18 protein-coding genes are annotated in these 15,929 nt (G+C 45.7%); 9 read left to right on the top strand and 9 right to left on the bottom strand.

Translation table 11 applies throughout. The annotated features are described in order from the left end of the window. Window positions 1–245: 245 nt before the first annotated feature. On the top strand, window positions 246–1,613 hold the full coding sequence (locus OV592_RS14620; protein WP_406609089.1) for a PLP-dependent aminotransferase family protein: 1,368 nt from the start codon (window positions 246–248) through the stop codon (window positions 1,611–1,613). Between the two features lies 1 nt (window position 1,614). Here OV592_RS14620 and OV592_RS14615 read toward each other — a convergent pair whose 3' ends face one another. After that, complete coding sequence (locus OV592_RS14615; RefSeq protein ID WP_016402764.1) at window positions 1,615–1,983, bottom strand: helix-turn-helix domain-containing protein; 369 nt, start codon at window positions 1,981–1,983, stop codon at window positions 1,615–1,617. 157 nt (window positions 1,984–2,140) lie between these two features. Between OV592_RS14615 and OV592_RS14610 the strand changes: the two genes are divergently transcribed. The 3 genes from OV592_RS14610 to OV592_RS14600 all read left to right on the top strand — a co-directional run bounded on the left by OV592_RS14610 (window position 2,141) and on the right by OV592_RS14600 (window position 4,666). Next, the gene (locus OV592_RS14610; protein ID WP_406609088.1) at window positions 2,141–2,812 is read left to right on the top strand and encodes a glutathione S-transferase family protein; all 672 of its coding nucleotides are present in this window, start codon (window positions 2,141–2,143) and stop codon (window positions 2,810–2,812) included. 50 nt (window positions 2,813–2,862) lie between these two features. Further along, window positions 2,863–3,951 (top strand): alkene reductase, encoded by a 1,089-nt coding sequence (locus OV592_RS14605; protein WP_406609087.1) that lies wholly within the window; start codon window positions 2,863–2,865, stop codon window positions 3,949–3,951. Between the two features lie 172 nt (window positions 3,952–4,123). Continuing rightward, window positions 4,124–4,666 (top strand): NUDIX hydrolase, encoded by a 543-nt coding sequence (locus OV592_RS14600; RefSeq protein ID WP_406609086.1) that lies wholly within the window; start codon window positions 4,124–4,126, stop codon window positions 4,664–4,666. Here OV592_RS14600 and OV592_RS14595 read toward each other — a convergent pair. Next, window positions 4,663–5,277 (bottom strand): class I SAM-dependent methyltransferase, encoded by a 615-nt coding sequence (locus tag OV592_RS14595; protein WP_406609085.1) that lies wholly within the window; start codon window positions 5,275–5,277, stop codon window positions 4,663–4,665. The two genes, OV592_RS14600 and OV592_RS14595, sit on opposite strands and share 4 nt — an antisense overlap. Before the next feature lie 106 nt (window positions 5,278–5,383). Here OV592_RS14595 and OV592_RS14590 point away from each other — a divergent pair, with 106 nt between their 5' ends. Then, a complete protein-coding gene (locus OV592_RS14590; protein ID WP_338621787.1) occupies window positions 5,384–6,268 on the top strand; it encodes a LysR family transcriptional regulator in 885 nt (294 codons plus the stop codon). On the opposite strand, the gene OV592_RS14585 is transcribed toward OV592_RS14590, so the two are convergent. The 7 genes from OV592_RS14585 to OV592_RS14555 form a co-directional block, all read right to left on the bottom strand. Further along, window positions 6,260–6,751, bottom strand: a complete 492-nt coding sequence (locus OV592_RS14585) for an ureidoglycolate lyase (RefSeq protein ID WP_406609084.1) — start codon at window positions 6,749–6,751, stop codon at window positions 6,260–6,262. The genes OV592_RS14590 and OV592_RS14585 overlap by 9 nt on opposite strands. A gap of 9 nt (window positions 6,752–6,760) precedes the next feature. After that, window positions 6,761–7,768, bottom strand: coding sequence for an allantoicase (alc, locus tag OV592_RS14580; protein ID WP_406609083.1), 1,008 nt, complete (start codon window positions 7,766–7,768; stop codon window positions 6,761–6,763). A gap of 126 nt (window positions 7,769–7,894) precedes the next feature. After that, a complete protein-coding gene (locus tag OV592_RS14575) occupies window positions 7,895–8,722 on the bottom strand; it encodes a MurR/RpiR family transcriptional regulator (RefSeq protein WP_016402772.1) in 828 nt (275 codons plus the stop codon). 40 nt (window positions 8,723–8,762) lie between these two features. Continuing rightward, window positions 8,763–9,491 (bottom strand): amino acid ABC transporter ATP-binding protein, encoded by a 729-nt coding sequence (locus tag OV592_RS14570; RefSeq protein WP_406609082.1) that lies wholly within the window; start codon window positions 9,489–9,491, stop codon window positions 8,763–8,765. After that, a complete protein-coding gene (locus OV592_RS14565) occupies window positions 9,478–10,128 on the bottom strand; it encodes an amino acid ABC transporter permease (RefSeq protein ID WP_221076555.1) in 651 nt (216 codons plus the stop codon). The genes OV592_RS14570 and OV592_RS14565 overlap by 14 nt, the downstream gene beginning before the upstream one ends. Window positions 10,129–10,140: 12 nt before the next feature. Beyond that, a complete protein-coding gene (locus OV592_RS14560; RefSeq protein ID WP_016402775.1) occupies window positions 10,141–10,809 on the bottom strand; it encodes an amino acid ABC transporter permease in 669 nt (222 codons plus the stop codon). A gap of 11 nt (window positions 10,810–10,820) precedes the next feature. Continuing rightward, window positions 10,821–11,609, bottom strand: a complete 789-nt coding sequence (locus OV592_RS14555) for a transporter substrate-binding domain-containing protein (RefSeq protein ID WP_016402776.1) — start codon at window positions 11,607–11,609, stop codon at window positions 10,821–10,823. Between the two features lie 437 nt (window positions 11,610–12,046). Between OV592_RS14555 and OV592_RS14550 the strand changes: the two genes are divergently transcribed. The 4 genes from OV592_RS14550 to OV592_RS14535 all read left to right on the top strand — a co-directional run bounded on the left by OV592_RS14550 (window position 12,047) and on the right by OV592_RS14535 (window position 15,733). Further along, complete coding sequence (locus tag OV592_RS14550; protein ID WP_152779472.1) at window positions 12,047–12,745, top strand: spondin domain-containing protein; 699 nt, start codon at window positions 12,047–12,049, stop codon at window positions 12,743–12,745. 13 nt (window positions 12,746–12,758) lie between these two features. Next, window positions 12,759–13,466, top strand: coding sequence for a spondin domain-containing protein (locus OV592_RS14545; RefSeq protein WP_406609081.1), 708 nt, complete (start codon window positions 12,759–12,761; stop codon window positions 13,464–13,466). 82 nt (window positions 13,467–13,548) lie between these two features. Then, complete coding sequence (locus OV592_RS14540) at window positions 13,549–14,250, top strand: response regulator transcription factor (RefSeq protein WP_016402779.1); 702 nt, start codon at window positions 13,549–13,551, stop codon at window positions 14,248–14,250. Then, entirely contained in the window at window positions 14,240–15,733 is a 1,494-nt protein-coding gene (locus tag OV592_RS14535; protein ID WP_406609080.1) for an ATP-binding protein, read from the top strand. Before OV592_RS14540 ends, OV592_RS14535 begins: the two co-directional genes overlap by 11 nt. The last annotated feature ends 196 nt before the right edge of the window (window positions 15,734–15,929 follow it).

The following is a 15,929-nucleotide window of genomic DNA, read 5'->3' as shown; positions in this document are numbered from 1 at the left end:
CCGTGCTGATTCATTAACGATAGTTGCATTGAACTAGTTCATTGGCAAATACTTGAGTGTATATTTAACCACTACCCAATAATTGACTTGTTTTGCTAGTTCAATTGGTTTGCTTAGCTGCTAAAACCGCATGAGGCAGTAAATCATCTAGTTATTCGGTGATACCATTTTGAAAAGTGCTTGTTCTATAAATATCATGCAGATAGCTTATTCTGATAATCGTAAACAAGTGAGAGAGCGTCGATTTGCTAGACACATTACTGCTAGGTTTTAACCCAAAATCTCGACCTCTATATCTTGAGATTGCTCGATGCATCGAGAACGCTATCTTGAAGGGGCAGATAGCCTATCAAGATAAACTGCCATCGCATCGAACCCTCGCCAGCGAAATTGGCAGTAGTGCCGTAACGGTGCGTCAGGCTTACCAAGAATTAGAAAACAAAGCTTTGTTAAGTTCTGGGGTGGGCAAAGGCACCTTTGTTTCTTTTAATGTAAACCTTAGTGCTGGCATTAAAGGGCGTACTCAAAACGAGCTTAACCTTTCCTTGGTAGCGCCATTAAATGGCCCCTTACTTAAACCTTTAAGCGTTCAGCTAAGCGCGCTTGCCAATGCTGATTTAAGTGCCTATTGCGATTATGAGGCAGATGCCGGTAACCCAGAGCAGTTGGCCGTTCTGCATCAATGGCTGAAAACTCAAGGCGTTGATTGCGAACAGAGCCAGGTTATTGTCTGTCATGGTGCGCAGCATGCTTTATTGGTTGCAGTATTGGCATGCACTCAAGTCGGGGATAGGGTTGCAGTAGAAAGCTTGTGTTACCCGGGGATCCTCTCGGTGCTCCGCCAAACTGGCAGAATACCTGTGCCAGTGGCGCTTGATGAACAGGGTTTAGTGCCCAATTCTTTAGAGCGGCTGCATGAGCAACAAACTATAAGGGCGTTAATGCTGGTGGCTTCGTGTCAAAACCCAACTGGAACGGTAATGCCGAATCAGCGACGAGAGCAACTGGCTAAGGTGGTTAAGCGCTGCGCTATTCAAGTGATTGATGACGATATTTATGGCTTTTTGGCTGCAGAAGAGATCAAACCCTTTTATCATTTTTCCCCGCAGCAAAGCATTTATCTAACGAGTTTGTCTAAGTGTGTATCGCCGAGTTTGCGATTAGGGCTGTTGGTGGTGCCCAAATGTAGTCGTGACGATTATATAAATTTGGTGAGAACAACTGTTTGGTTGCCATCGCCCTTACTTATGCAACTAGCTTGTCAGTTAATTAGCAGTGGAGCTGTAGCCAAAATAACCCAATGGCAGAAGCGTCAAGCATTGGCGCGACAGAATTTGGCAAAAACAATGCTCAATGAATTGGAGTTTGTTAATCTGCATTTGGTTGAACATAGTGCTTACCACCTGTGGTTATATCTGCCACAGGGCTGGACCAGCCAAGCCTTTGTAGAGGTAATGCTCGGCCATCATATCCATGTAAGTGGTGAGCAGCATTTTAGCTTCGAGGGTAAACAGCGACCGGCAGTGCGCATTAGCCTCATGGCCACGCAAAGTTTATCCGATCTAAAATATGCGTTGGGTTTAATTCGTGATGTTTTGCTACGGCGAATTTAAGCTACTCGTGGGCCTTTTGATAGGCTTTTCCCCAGTCACAAAGCAAATCTAAGGCCGGATTTAATTGTTCGGCTAAAGCGGTTGGGGTGTACTCAACCCTTGGTGGCACTTCGGCAAATACTTTACGTTCTATTAGCTTATCTTTTTCTAAATCACGCAATTGTTGGGTTAAGGTTTTTTGAGTGATTTTGGGGATCTCTCGTTTTAGTTCACCAAAACGTAGCGTTTTACCACGCAGTTGATACAAGATAATCACCTTCCATTTACCACCAATTACTTCAATGGCGGTCGAAACAGGGCATTCATGCTTTTGCTCTGTCAAAGAAACTTCACAATTTTTTTCTGGGCTAGAAGCCGCTGAATCCAACATTAGGCACCTCGAGGAAACTAAATATCTAATTAGTGCGTACTTGTAGTTCGCTAAAAGCGTTCTTATAGTTACCAAAAGATACTATGTTTCGTTTGGATACAAAAGTTATATCGATTGGCCAAGCGCATATTTGTTAATTTATACAAGGAATCACTCGATGTCAGCCATTTATAAGCCGAACCAAACCATTGAACTGATAAGTTTCAAGCTTTGCCCCTTTGTGCAACGCTCGGTGATTACTTTATTACACAAAGGTATCGAGTTTGAGATTAAGTACATTGATTTGGCGAACAAACCAGACTGGTTTTTGGCGCTATCTCCTTTAGGCAAAGTGCCGGTGCTTAAGTACGGCGACGATGTCTTGTTTGAGTCTGCGGTGATAAACGAATTCTTGGATGAAATTACTGAAGGTTCTTTAATGCCAAGTGACCCTCTACAAAAAGCTAAAGATCGCGCATGGATAGAGTTTTCAAGCCAAGTATTAATGGCGCAGTATCAAACCTCATTAGCCAAAAATCAGGATGACTTTGCTCAAGCAGAAGCCGGGCTAAACGACAAGCTCTCGCGTCTAGAAGCTTTAACCAGTGATAAGGGCTTTTTTAATGGCGAAGACTTAACCTTAATCGACACCGCATTAGCGCCATTGTTTACCCGTTTTGCGGCGATAGAAAGCTTGTTTGAACACGACTTACTTGCAAACTTTCCCAAGCTAAAGGCGCTAGGGCAACGCTTGCTAGCCTTGCCGGAAGTATCGGGCTCGGTAGTTGAGAACTTTAACTCACTGTTTGCCGATTACTTAGGTAATGCCGAGAGTTGGCTTACTAAGTAGCTCGCTAAAACGTTTGTTTATTACTTTTAATGATCTTAAAGGATAAAGATATGTCTCTAAGCCAACTGTTTACACCAATCAAACTGGGCGATATAGAACTGAAACATCGTGTTGTTATGGCGCCGCTTACCCGTTCTCGTTCTGCCCAACCCGGCGACTACCCTCATGAGCTTAACGTGGAATACTATTCACAGCGAGCGAGTGCTGCTCTTATTATTAGTGAAGCTACGCAAGTGTCACCTCAGGCCAAGGGTTATGCTTTTACGCCAGGTATTCATAGCGAGCAACAAATTGCCGGTTGGAAAGCAATTACTGACGCTGTGCACGCTAAGGGCGGAAAAATTGTGCTGCAACTTTGGCATGTTGGCCGTATTTCTCATTCGGTTATCCAAAAAAATGGTGAATTGCCGGTTGCGCCGTCGGCGATAGCCGCAGAAGGACAAGCCTTTACCGAACAAGGATTTTTAGATTTTGAAACGCCACGAGCGCTTGAAGCAGAAGAAATAGCGTCAATAGTTGAGCAGTTTAAACAAGGTGCTATTAACGCTAAAAAGGCCGGATTTGATGGGGTAGAAATTCACGCTGCCAATGGCTATTTACTGGATCAGTTTCTCAAAGACGGAGCCAACCAGCGTGACGACATCTATGGTGGTTCAATAGAAAATCGAGCGCGCTTAAGCTTAGAAGTAACCCAAGCTGTGACCGAAGTATGGGGAGCGGGTAGAGTGGGGATTAGGATCTCGCCAACCGGCACCTTTAACTCGATGTCTGATAGTAATCCTCAAGCTTTGTTCAACTACTTGGTTGAGCAGCTTAGCCCCATGAAGCTTGCTTACCTCCACGTAGTAGAGAATTTTGCTGGAGCAAGCAGCGAAGGTTTCGACTTCACTCAGTTACGCAGCCGCTTTGCGGGTGCATACATGGCAAATGGTGGTTATAGCGCGAACAGTGCTGAACAAGCCATTGAAGAAGACAGTGCAGACCTCGTGTCGTTTGGCTCTCCGTTTATTGCTAACCCTGACTTACCCGAGCGCTTTAAACAAGGTGCCGAGTTGAATGAGTTGGACCAAGACACTTTATATGGTGGTGGAGCGAAAGGTTATACCGATTACCCCTTTCTAATGAGTGTAAGCTCTTAAGTTTTCATTTCTTTGCGAAAAAGCTGAAGCAAGAAATGTTTGTGCAAGTCCACAATTCCCTGTGGTGTTTGGCCTCGCGTGCGAGGCCTTTTTTTATTTATATCTGTAACTCAGTTGCTTGTAACCTGCTTTGTTGCTAAATTCGCCAGCCAATTTTCTACCGTTTGGTGCTATGCGTATATTAAAGTCTACTGTTCACCCTGATCTTGGATCTCTTGATGGCGAGCCTTTAGAGCGGATTGCTGCCAGAGCGATCGTTTTAAAAGGTGACGAGATTTTGCTGATGTATACCGAGCGTTATCATGATTACACCTTGCCTGGCGGCGGTGTTGACCAAGGCGAAAACCTGATTGAAGGCTTAAAGCGGGAGCTGAGTGAAGAAACTGGTGCACAAAATGTGCGCGATATTCAGCCCTTTGGCTGCTATGAAGAATATCGCCCCTGGTATAAAGATGATGCTGATTACATGCATATGCTGTCCTACTGCTATTTGTGCAAAATTGATGATGAACTTGCCGAAAATGCCTTAGAAGACTACGAAATCAGCAATGGAATGAAGCCCGTCTGGTTGAACATTCATAGCGCTATCGCCCATAACCTAGAGACTATCGCCAGTAATCCTAAAGCGGGTATGTCGGTTGAGCGCGAGACCTTTTTACTGCAAAAAGTGGTGGCAGAATGTTTGATAAACTCGCCACTTAAACAGGCGGTTTAAACTCGCGCCACCAAAAATACTGATAGGGCTTTCTCTGGTCGCCACTTGGTGTCGATGCTAAAGCCTTGCTGTTGAATGCTATCCAGCAGCTCTTGCTCGGTAAACACTCTTACTAGAGGCATCAGGCCTAGTGCTTTACCAATTGGGCCAATTAGCTTAAAAAATTTCATTCTGTCGCCTAAACAAGGGGTGCTACTAATTAGTACTCCACCTGGTTTTAGCCAACTTTTTATGGTCGCTATAGCGGTTTCTTTGTCTTCCAATAAGTGAATTAGGTTAAGTGCAAAGACGATGTCTACCGGTTCATCTACCACTAATTCTTCGACCGTTGCTTGCTGAAAACGTAGATTGTCTATTTGCTGTTCTTGGCGTTTTCGCTCTGCAATACCTAACATTGCGGCTGAGATATCGGTGGCTAGAATATGCTTTAGATAAGGGGCGTGTAGTAATGCGGTTGAGCCAGTACCACAGCCTACTTCAATGGCCGTAGCATCTTTAGAAAAGTACTCGCGGCTAAGTGCTAGTTTTTTCTCATAGCTGGGGATATCTGAAATAGCGCGCTTAGCGTAAGAGCTAGCATGTTTGTCCCAAAACTTATTGCGAGTATCCATCAACATTTTCCCTAATGAGTTGCGTTTAGCGCTGATTGAGTGAATAGTAATCATGCTTAAAACAGGTAGCAATAATCAATAATGCATCTTAGGTATACGTATTTGTATGGATAGGCGTTCTATAAATTTTGATTGGAATAGGGCTCGGGCTTTTTTGGTCACCGCTGAAGAAGGCTCTTTATCCGCTGCTGCGCGAGCATTAGCGATGACCCAGCCTACTTTAAGTCGCCAAGTGGCGGCCTTAGAGCAAGAGCTAGGGGTTTCCTTGTTCGAGCGAGTAGGAGGCAGGCTAAGCCTAACCACCAGTGGCGTAGAGTTATTGGCACATGTTCAAGCCATGGGCCAAGCGGCTAATAACTTGTCTTTATCCGCTTCTGGTAGGGCTGAAGCCATTGAAGGTGATGTATGCATTTCGGCTTCGGAGGCCGTGGCAGCTTTTGTTCTGCCGAGTATTGTTGAGAAACTACGATTACACGCCCCGGGTGTGCGGGTAGAGATTATTGCCAGCAATGACTCTAGCGACTTGTTACGCCGAGAGGCAGATATTGCCATTCGGGCATATCAGCCTACCGAATTGGAGTTAATCGCTCGCCGTGTTGCAGATATTGATGTGCATTTATATGCGGCTAAAAGCTACCTAGCAAAGTGGCCACAGCCTCGCACGATTCAAAGTCTTGCTGATGCAAAATTTCTCGCATTTGATAAAAACGATGAGTTGATTAATGAGCTGGCTAAGCTAGGTTTCTCGCTTAAACAAAGTAACTTTCCGGCGGTAGTGAGCAACCATTTAGTGCAGTGGGAGCTGGTGAAACAGGGCGTTGGTATTGGCTTTATGTTAGAGCAAGTAGGTGACAGCGAGCCCTTGGTCGAGCGCGCCTTTCCTTCTCTAGCTGCAATCCCTACACAATCTTGGCTGGTGGTTCATCGAGAGCTAAATACCAGCCGACGACTGCGTATGGTGTATGACTTTTTGGCCGAGCAGCTAAGCTAGCTGTAACTGTATACTTTCACTTAGTTGCTGTTCTACACAATTGGCTTCTTCGCCGCTTCGGTCAATCACCAAAAAGTCACTAGTTTGCTGCAAGCTAATTAAGGGGTGATGCCATACCCCGCTGTGGTAGTTAACACCTTGGTCAGGCTGTGCCCAAAAGGCGCAAATGCTATCCTCATCTAGCTCACCAGGTTTTGCCACCACTACCACGTAGGGGCGTTGGGACAAGGGCATAAATAGCTGGCTGCCATAAGGATGGTGTTCCAGCATATCTATGGCTAATGGCAGCTGAAAGGCTTGACCGCGAAATATCGAGACAATCAGCTTGGCTTGGCTGCCACTGGCTTGTAATTCGGCCAAGTCGTGGAAGCGACTGGTGGTTCCTCCATTGATTGCAAAAGGCGAGACTCTGTCGCAGGCCACCACATCTCCAAAGGGCGCAAAGGCCGCTTGAGTAAGCGGCTGTAAGCTGAGATTTTTCATTGCCATTCCTTAAGCTGATTTACCCCATAAGCGCAGGCGACTGATGCCGCCATCGGGATAAATATTCACTCGAATATGAGTGATGGTGCCAAGCGAGTTTAGCTCGTTAAAGTGATGGTCATTGTCGGCGCTAAGTGACTTAGCGGGCAATAACTCCTGCCAAAACATACTTTGGCTAATCAAACTTAAATCGTTAGGATCTTGAATATTGGCTGCCTGTATCGACAGTTTGTCGGGGAAGTTACCTTTAAAGTGAGTGGTGGCCACTTCAATTTTATCAACCTCGCCAGCTTGGCCCAAAGCAATAATGCACCAATCGTTACCCGGCTCTCGGCGGCGGCGGGTTTCCCAACCATCGCCCATGTTAACGCCTGTGCCTGGCGCAAGCAGATTGCTGGGTGTACCGTAATGCGCATCATTGTATCCAATGACTCTGCCGCCATTTTTAAGGGCAACTAGATCAATGCTTTGCTCACTTGAGTGTTGTGGGATGGGGTGGCCAAATACCCGTAAACGGGCAATGCCACCATCGGGGAAAATATTAATTTTTAGATGACTAATCGGCTGCTCAGTGTCTACTGCAAAAAAGTGGTGGTTATCGGCACTTAAAGCACTGGCAGATAGAATACTGTGCCATTGGGTATCACTTGGTGGTGTATCTTGCTCACAGTAGCAAGCTTCAACACTGGCCGCTGGGGCAAAATTACCGGTAAAAAAGCTTGTGTCTAGTTGCAGTCCTTTAACCTTACCTGCAACCCCTAGTTTTACGATGCACCAGTCGTGGCCTGCATCACGACGGCGGCGGCTTTCCCACCCGTCCATCCATTTGCCGTTATCATCATATTTGTCTGGGTAAAACAGAGCGGGCAAGTGGTTGAGCATGCGCTCGGCTTTGGCAAAAAAATCGTCACTCACAGCGATGATTTGGCTACCTAAACGGTTGTCGGCTAAGTTTACACACTGCTGGCTAAAGGCTGGCGCATCGGTGGCGGCTGGGGCAGTTATAGCTTGGCTCATAGTTATCCTTAAATTTGTTGAGAGAATGCGCTAATTGGCTCATCATCTACTTGTTTGGTTCAATTGTTTCACTGCTGCTTAGTTATTTCCCTTGTTGGGTTCTGTAAGTAACAGTGAGGTAAATGTTTAGTGGTGAGCTTCTAGCTCATCAAGTAATTGATAATTATTGCTGACTTGGTTGCTATGGGTTTGGGCTGAATGCGCTAAGTAATCGTAGACCTTGTTGCTTAAATGGGCGAGCAAGCTCATCGGTGCGGCATAGCTGTCTAAGGCAGAGTGATTGCTCATCGGGCAGACCAATAATTGGCTCACTTGAGTGCGATAGCACTGGCCACTTTGGTCGGTAATTAGCAGGCAATTAAGGTTTTGTAACTGCTCTATAAGTGCCGTAAACAATTTGGGTCTGCGGCGGATACCTATCACTATCACTAAGTCTTTATCGCCAAGTTGCGCGAGTTCTTCACCAATGCTTTGACCCGGAACCGGCAGCAAATACACTTGTTTACGACATTGCATTAATTGCTGGCGAAAGTGCAAAGCCAGTGGATAGCTGTTGCGATAGCCAATAATGGTTATCCGTTTGGCTTGGCTAATTTGCTTCACTAAAGCCTCGCAATCAATCTGTTCTAGCTGCTTAAATACCTGGCTAATTGCTGCTAAATCGCTGTGTTCACTAGTATCGCTCGCTTCACTGGTTAACAGCGGCTGTCCCCATTCGCGCTCTTGGCGAAGCTCGTCACAGACTTGTTGATGATCTTGGTAGCCCAGTTGACGGAAAAAACGGCTCACACTGGCTTTGGAAACTTGGCAAGCGCTAGCGATTTCGGCGGTTGATTGAATCAATACTTTATCGGGATGATGCTGCAAGTAATCTGCAACTACCCGTGCTTTGGCCGAAAGCTGCGGATAGTGTTCAACAATACGTTGGTTAAATGCACAGGCCGATTTTGTCATGATTACTTAAGGTCCTTTTAATTTCATTATTGCTTACAGCTTATAACACTGCAGAAATAAAGCTTTGTAACTCGGTGGTTTGTGGCTGAGCAAACACTTGTTTGCTGTCGCCGGTTTCCCACACCTTTCCTTGGTGCATAAAGACCACTCTATCACCAACGTCACGAGCAAAGTTCATTTCGTGGGTGACTAAAACTAGCGTCATGCCTTCGGCGGCCAGTTGTTCAAGTACTTTGAGTACTTCGCCTACCAGCTCAGGGTCGAGGGCCGAGGTGATTTCGTCACACAGCAATACTTTAGGCGACATAGCCAAAGAGCGAGCAATCGCCACGCGTTGCTGCTGGCCGCCCGACATGCTGGTTGGGTATTGATCAAACTTGTCGGCTAAACCCACTTTTTCCAGCACTTCTTTTGCTAGCTCGCGACATTCTTGCTGGTTTTTACCCAGTACTAACTTGGGCGCTAACATAATGTTTTCGCCAGCGGTCATATGGGGGAAGAGGTTAAAGTTTTGAAACACCATGCCTACACTACGGCTAAGTAGCCTAAGCTGTTTTTCGTCTTCGCTTACCGCTTGTTTATCTACAATAATGGCACCACTTTGAAAGGGTTCTAAACCATTAATGCAACGCAATAGAGTGCTTTTTCCAGAGCCGCTGCGGCCAATAATAGAGATAACTTCGCCAGCCTTTATTTTTAAGTCTATGCCTTTTAGCACATGGTGTTGGCCGTAATACTTATGAATTTGTTCAATACTAACCAGTGACATTGAGCTTCTTCTCCAAATGCTTGCTGTATAAAGACAGCGGGAAACACAATAAAAAGTACAGCGCTGCCACTAAGGCAAACACTTTAAAGGGTTGGAAGGTGGCGTTGTTAAGCATGGTGCCGGCTTTAGTTAACTCTACAAAACCAATAATGGATGTGAGTGCAGTGCCTTTCACCACTTGCACCGAAAAGCCTACGGTAGGAGCAATAGCCACGGTGAGTGCTTGCGGCAAAATAACGTAGCGCATGGTTTGAAAGAAGCTCAAACCCAAGGTGCGAGATGCTTCCCATTGGCCCTTGGGTAAAGATTCAATACAGCCGCGCCAAATCTCACATAGAAAGGCACTGGTGAACAAAGTTAAACCAATGATGGCAGCGCTCCATGCGCTCACATCAATGCCAATTAGTGATAAACCAAAAAAGGTAACAAACAGCTGCATTAACAGCGGCGTGCCTTGAAACAGCTCTACATAGCCTTTAACCAAAGCGCTTAACACCGGGTTTTTGCTTATGCGCATAAAGGTTAGCAGCAGGGCAACCAAGCCTCCGCTGGCAAAGGCAATGAGTGATAACAAGACCGTCCAACGCGCTGCCAGTAGCAGGTTGCGTAAGATGTCCCAATCGGTAAATTGCATCATATTAAACTACTCCTACAATGCAGGGTTTTTGAAAAGGCGACGAGCGGCCAGCTCAAATAGTTGGCGCATGGCAATGGCTAGCAGCAAATAAATCAGTGCGGTGAGCAAGTAAGATTCAAAGCTTAAAAAGTTACGCGACTGAATAAAGTTGGCTGAGAACGTGAGCTCTTCTACTGAGATTTGCGAGACCACCGCCGAGCCCAGCATCACGATAATGCATTGGCTAACTAAGGCCGGATAGATACGTTGAAACGCAGTGGGTAATACGATGCGGCTAAAAATGTGCCAGTGGCTTAGGCCTAAGGTTTTACCCGCTTCCCACTGGCCTTTAGGGGTGGCTTCGATACCTGCACGAATAATTTCGGTGAGGTAGGCGCCTAGGTTAATCACCATGGCCAAACAGCCTGCTTGCCAAGCACTTAGTTTTACCCCCAAGGCTGGCAAGCCAAAAAAGATGAAGAATAACTGCACAATAAACGGTGTATTGCGAATTACTTCTACATAGGCGCTTATGAGCCAGCGCAACCAAGCTTTATTACTTATTTTACCTGCAGCCCCCGCAGTACCGAGTAAGATCCCAGCAAAGGTTGAATACAAGGTGAGCTCGGCAGTGGTGAGTAAGCCCTTGGCAAGCTCAGGCATGTAGGGCAGTAAGCCACTAAAGTCTAGTTGGTAGCTCATGGCGCGCTCCTTTAGTACAACTCTTTAGGTAACGATGTTTTAAACCATGCAAGCGAGAGTTTCTCTAACTCACCACTTTGTTTTGCTTTAGCAATTAGCTCGTTTACTTTGGCAACCAGTGCAGGCTCGCCTTTAAGTACACCTACATAACACGGAGAGTTTTTAAGTAAGAACTTAGTCTCTGGCTTACGGTTTGGAACGCGTTTGGCAATTTCTGTGGCAACTAAATTACCGGTGGCAATAAGCTCTACTTGGCCTGATAAATAAGCTGACAGGGTGGTGTTATTGTCTTCAAAACGTTTAATGGTGGTAGAACTATCCACCAATTTGCTTAGCTCTATGTCTTCAACTGCGCCACGGGTAACACCAACGGTTTTACCTGCCAGTTGCTCCGCAGAATCAACGCTTACCTCTGCGGCGCCAAATACACCAAGGAAAAATGGTGCATATGCATCACTAAAGTCGATGGCTTTTTCACGCTCGGCGTTTTTACCTAGGCTAGAAATAACCAAATCAACCTTGCGGGTTTGTAAGTAGGGAATGCGGTTAGCGCTGGTTACTGGCACTAATTCTAGTTTTACATCCAGTTGCTCTGCTAGGTAGCGAGCCATATCAATGTCGTAACCCATGGGTTGTAAATCACTCCCTACCGAGCCAAACGGAGGGAAATCTTGTGGCACGGCTACTTTTAATACGCCGCGCTCCATTAAAGTAGCTAGTTGGTCGGCATGGCTTACGGTGCTGCTTAGAGCGCAAAGTAAAATGGCTGCGCTAGCAAATAGTTTTTTGAAGGTATACATAAAGCTTCCTTAGCGAGTTTACTTGTTGTGAAACGAATGAATCTTTTATTTACTATTTGCAACGTACGAGCCATTAAGCCGGAAGTGAAGTAAGTATTTGATAACTCCTTTAAATACATGGGGTTATAGGTTTTTGTTTGATGGGGGAGGTGAAGATGCTCTAGCGGATGGTGTTTAATATTTACCCATCTTGGTGCTGTTTGGGATCTGTTTGGTGCATAAATTACTACTAAAGTGGTATTTGTGGGTTTATTTGAAACAAATCGCAAATATTTGTCCAAATATCGTTTTTTAAAACAAATTTTTAAGTTTAACTATTTGTTTTAAATGGGCTTTAATGCCTGTGATAGAAAAGTGATAAGTTCGTGAATTAGTTGGGACATGTGCTTCTTATACTGGATTTGACTGTTAAATAAGGACCGCAAAAGGAGCGAACCATGGATCTCAAGTCATCTCTGTTAGCAATGCCGTTTATTGCTGTAAGTACATTAAGCCAAGCCGCGGTAGTAGACGTTAAAATTACTAACTTAACGCAAGGTATTTACTACACCCCTTTATTAGTAACTGCACATACTTCTGACGCCCACCTATTTGAAGTAGGTTCTGCGGCATCGCCAGCCCTACAGATGATGGCAGAGGGTGGAGACATCTCTGGTTTAGTCACTATTGCCGATGGTATTGGCGCTGTTTCATCAGCCAATCCAGCGGCTGGTTTGTTGGCACCAACCGATTACGTAATGGTGAGTGACCTAGATACTGGCAGCAACACCCATCTGAGTATTGTAGCTATGTTACTGCCAACCAATGATGGTTTTGTAGGTAAAGACAGCTGGGAAATTCCAAGTGAAGCAGGCACTTACACCTTCTACATGAATGGTTACGACGCCGGCACCGAAGCCAACGACGAGATTGTAAACGGCGGTGGAGCTTCTGGTACTCCTGGTATTCCTGCAAATCCTGGCATGAATGGTGGAACTGGCGGCAGTGGCGTAGCTACAGCATCAAGCAATACCAACATTCATATTCACCCTGGTAATGTGGGTGACCAAGATGCAACGGGCGGCATGAGTGACCTAGACAGCCGTATTCACCGCTGGTTAAACCCAGTTGCAAAAGTGGTTGTTACCGTTAAGTAATTAAGGAGGATCTATGGCTATCTCAAGTTTTAGTAAGAGAGCCTTGGCCGTAGCGGTAATGGCGGCAGGACTAAGTGCATGTGGCAGTGATGATGAACAAATCGTTATTCTTCCGCCAGATACGCTAGAGTATGAAGTAACCATTTACAACGACACCTCGGCGCAGCCCTTATCACCAGCTGTAGTGGGTATTCATAGTGCAACCATGAGTTTATGGACATTGGGAACTTCTGCCAGCGTACCCTTAGAAACCATGGCCGAAGGTGGTGATGCCTCTGACATTGCAGCTATGTTTACTGGTGACAATGTAGCAGTAACTGGTGCTGGCGCTATTGGCCCAGGTGCTTATGAAACCTTAATGATAAGTGCTTCTGAGCGCAGCGATATGCAATTATCACTAGCCACTATGATGGTGAATACTAACGATGCATTTACCGGGCTAAATGGTATTGATATTGGTGGCCTAATGGTGGGTGATAGCATGACCTACAGCTTGCCAGCCTATGATGCGGGAACCGAGCAAAACAGCGAAGCGGTGGGAACTATTCCTGGTCCAGCTGATGGTGGTGAAGGGTTTAACGCGGCACGTGATGATGTAATGAATAAAGTTTCGCGTCATCCCGGTCTAGTTACACAAGCCGACGACCCAGCGTCAGTATTGCTGCCAGATCATCGATTGTCTGGCACAGTGGGAAGAGTAGTGATTACTCGTACCAACTAGCGCAGAGAACACTACACCCGTGCTTAGGTGCGGGTGAGTGCCTTATTTATTGTGGTCGTTCATTACAAGGAAAGGAGCCTATATGTCCCCGCGGATCCTGGTCATTGAAGACGACCACGATATTAATAACCTGATCACCATGAATCTAAACGACATGATGTATCAAGTAGAAAGCTGCGAGAATGGCGCGCAAGGTTATGCCAAAGCCAGCAGCGATAACTTCGACTTAATCGTGCTTGATTTAATGCTACCCGGCATGGACGGTTTAGACATTTGTCGGCAACTTCGCGCCCAACAACACAATACGCCAATTTTAATGCTCACCGCACGCGACTCAGAGGCCGATAGGGTAGTGGGTTTAGAAATGGGCGCAGATGACTACCTCACTAAACCTTTTAGCGTACGCGAGTTGCAAGCAAGAGTGAAAGCCATGTTGCGCCGCGTTGATATGCTAGTGCAAAGCCAGCAACAAACTGATGCTACTACTATGCAGTGGAAGGACTTATCCATCGACATTGGTCGTCGCCAAGTATCGGTGCGCAATCAGGCGGTGGAGCTTACCTCTACCGAGTTTGATTTACTGTTGCATCTGGCCAAATCACCGGGTTTAGTATTCAGCCGAGCTCAGCTATTAGACCAAGTTTGGGGCTATAAACACAGCGGCTACGAGCACACCGTAAATTCGCATATTAATCGACTACGCACCAAGTTAGAAAGCGACCCTTCTAATCCTGAATACGTGCTAACTGTGTGGGGAGTAGGGTACAAGTTTAATGATGTTTAGATTTATCAGTTCTTTTTACAGCAAGTTAATGCTGGCCGTGGTGGTGTGTTTTATTTTAGCGGGTGGCTTGTTACTTGGCTTGGCTCATCAAAGCTCGCAGCAGTATCAAAACGAAATTGAACAAAAACTGCATTTACAATTAGCTGAACATTTAGTCTACGAAAGCCAATTATTTAAAGATGGAGAGCTTGATCCGAAAGCGATTAAGCAGGCTTTTCATTCGATGATGATCTTAGGCCCAAGTTTTGAGTTCTACATTCTTGATACCGCTGGCAAGGTGGTGACCTACTCAGCCGATCCCAGCAAAATCAAACGCAGGCAGTTAGATTTAAAGCCAATTCGAGATTTTATCGACGGGTCTAGAGCCATGCCGATTATTGGCGACGACCCCCGTTCTCCCTCAAGAAGTAAGATTTTTTCGGTGGCCGAAATTCGCGAAGGCAATATCTTAAAAGGTTATCTATACATCATCATTGGTGGCGAGATCTACGACAGCGTTGCCGAGCTGCTGCAAAGCAGTCACATTATGAAATTAAGCATGCTGGGGCTTTTGTTCATTTTAGGTTTTAGCTTGTTAGTGGTATTTCTTATCTTCGGTTTACTTACCAAACCACTGCGTCGCCTAGCCAAGGATATTGATCAGTTTCAGCATGTTGGTTTGGAGCAAACTGCCAACATTGCAGGGCATTGGCAAAATAACTCTCACGATGAAGTGCAAAAGCTAGGCGCTGCCTTTAGTGATATGGCCACCACCATTAAGGGCCAATATCAAAAGGTTAAAGACACCGACCAACTGCGCCGAGAGCTTATTTCTTATGTTTCTCACGATCTGAGAACACCGCTAGCATCACTGCAAGGTTACTTAGAAACCTGGCAGTTAAAACACCGTGACTTATCACCAGAAGAAGGTGAGCAGTTAATTAAAGTGGCATTAAGCAGTGCTCGTAAAACCTCTAGCTTAGTGGAGCAGCTATTTGAGCTGGCCCACCTTGATAGCGACCAAGCTACGATTAATGAAGAGTCAGTCGCAATTGCGGAGTTGGCGCAAGATGTAATTCAAAAGCTCGAGTTAGCTGCCCAGAAAAAGCAGGTGGTAATGAGTGTAGAGCCGCAAGACCCATCTTTAGTCGCCTGCGCCGATATTCAACGTATTGAGCGAGTGTTTACCAACTTGTTGGAGAACTCGATCCGTCACTGCAGCGAAGGTGACGAGATTAAAGTAACAATCGACCAAGCAGAGCAGGGCAATAAGTTAGCCATTACCGTAAGTGATACTGGCACTGGGATCCCCAGTGATGATTTACCGCATATCTTCGACGCCCACTATCGGGCAGCCAATCGAGCTAAAGATAAAAACTCGCATGGTGGTTTAGGTTTGGCCATTGCCAAGCGTATTGTTCAATTGCATCGTTCATCAATTAGCGTTGAGTCCACCTTAGGCGAAGGCACCCGTTTTTGTTTTACCCTAGATAAACCTATGTAATTCTGCACTTTTCACTGGGCTAGCGCTTATCGGTGTAGCCCAGTGAAAGTTGATAGTTAGGCGCTGGTTTGTGCAGTTTTTAACTTCTTCTTCTTGTTGCTGCTTCTTGCTCTATACAACTGCTGATTAAGCTATGCGTTCTGTGCATATATTTCCTGAGTTAATTTCATTAGTTTGAGCGATCAGAACTGCGTAC

It is taken from the genome of Agarivorans sp. JK6 (assembly GCF_045277145.1).
GTDB classification, from domain to species: domain Bacteria; phylum Pseudomonadota; class Gammaproteobacteria; order Enterobacterales; family Celerinatantimonadaceae; genus Agarivorans; species Agarivorans albus.
The sequence above is the reverse complement of the archived record's forward strand: the minus strand, read 5'-3'. Positions and strand labels throughout refer to the sequence as shown.

What these genes read in the sequence shown, in the direction of transcription:
- OV592_RS14615 (WP_016402764.1), bottom strand. Translation starts at nt 1,983, where the DNA reads ATGTTGGATTCAGCGGCTTCTAGCCCAGAAAAAAATTGTGAAGTTTCT.
- OV592_RS14610 (WP_406609088.1), top strand. Translation starts at nt 2,141, where the DNA reads ATGTCAGCCATTTATAAGCCGAACCAAACCATTGAACTGATAAGTTTC.
- OV592_RS14605 (WP_406609087.1), top strand. Translation starts at nt 2,863, where the DNA reads ATGTCTCTAAGCCAACTGTTTACACCAATCAAACTGGGCGATATAGAA.
- OV592_RS14600 (WP_406609086.1), top strand. Translation starts at nt 4,124, where the DNA reads ATGCGTATATTAAAGTCTACTGTTCACCCTGATCTTGGATCTCTTGAT.
- OV592_RS14595 (WP_406609085.1), bottom strand. Translation starts at nt 5,277, where the DNA reads ATGGATACTCGCAATAAGTTTTGGGACAAACATGCTAGCTCTTACGCT.
- OV592_RS14590 (WP_338621787.1), top strand. Translation starts at nt 5,384, where the DNA reads ATGGATAGGCGTTCTATAAATTTTGATTGGAATAGGGCTCGGGCTTTT.
- OV592_RS14585 (WP_406609084.1), bottom strand. Translation starts at nt 6,751, where the DNA reads ATGAAAAATCTCAGCTTACAGCCGCTTACTCAAGCGGCCTTTGCGCCC.
- alc (WP_406609083.1), bottom strand. Translation starts at nt 7,768, where the DNA reads ATGAGCCAAGCTATAACTGCCCCAGCCGCCACCGATGCGCCAGCCTTT.
- OV592_RS14575 (WP_016402772.1), bottom strand. Translation starts at nt 8,722, where the DNA reads ATGACAAAATCGGCCTGTGCATTTAACCAACGTATTGTTGAACACTAT.
- OV592_RS14570 (WP_406609082.1), bottom strand. Translation starts at nt 9,491, where the DNA reads ATGTCACTGGTTAGTATTGAACAAATTCATAAGTATTACGGCCAACAC.
- OV592_RS14565 (WP_221076555.1), bottom strand. Translation starts at nt 10,128, where the DNA reads ATGATGCAATTTACCGATTGGGACATCTTACGCAACCTGCTACTGGCA.
- OV592_RS14560 (WP_016402775.1), bottom strand. Translation starts at nt 10,809, where the DNA reads ATGAGCTACCAACTAGACTTTAGTGGCTTACTGCCCTACATGCCTGAG.
- OV592_RS14555 (WP_016402776.1), bottom strand. Translation starts at nt 11,609, where the DNA reads ATGTATACCTTCAAAAAACTATTTGCTAGCGCAGCCATTTTACTTTGC.
- OV592_RS14550 (WP_152779472.1), top strand. Translation starts at nt 12,047, where the DNA reads ATGGATCTCAAGTCATCTCTGTTAGCAATGCCGTTTATTGCTGTAAGT.
- OV592_RS14545 (WP_406609081.1), top strand. Translation starts at nt 12,759, where the DNA reads ATGGCTATCTCAAGTTTTAGTAAGAGAGCCTTGGCCGTAGCGGTAATG.
- OV592_RS14540 (WP_016402779.1), top strand. Translation starts at nt 13,549, where the DNA reads ATGTCCCCGCGGATCCTGGTCATTGAAGACGACCACGATATTAATAAC.
- OV592_RS14535 (WP_406609080.1), top strand. Translation starts at nt 14,240, where the DNA reads ATGATGTTTAGATTTATCAGTTCTTTTTACAGCAAGTTAATGCTGGCC.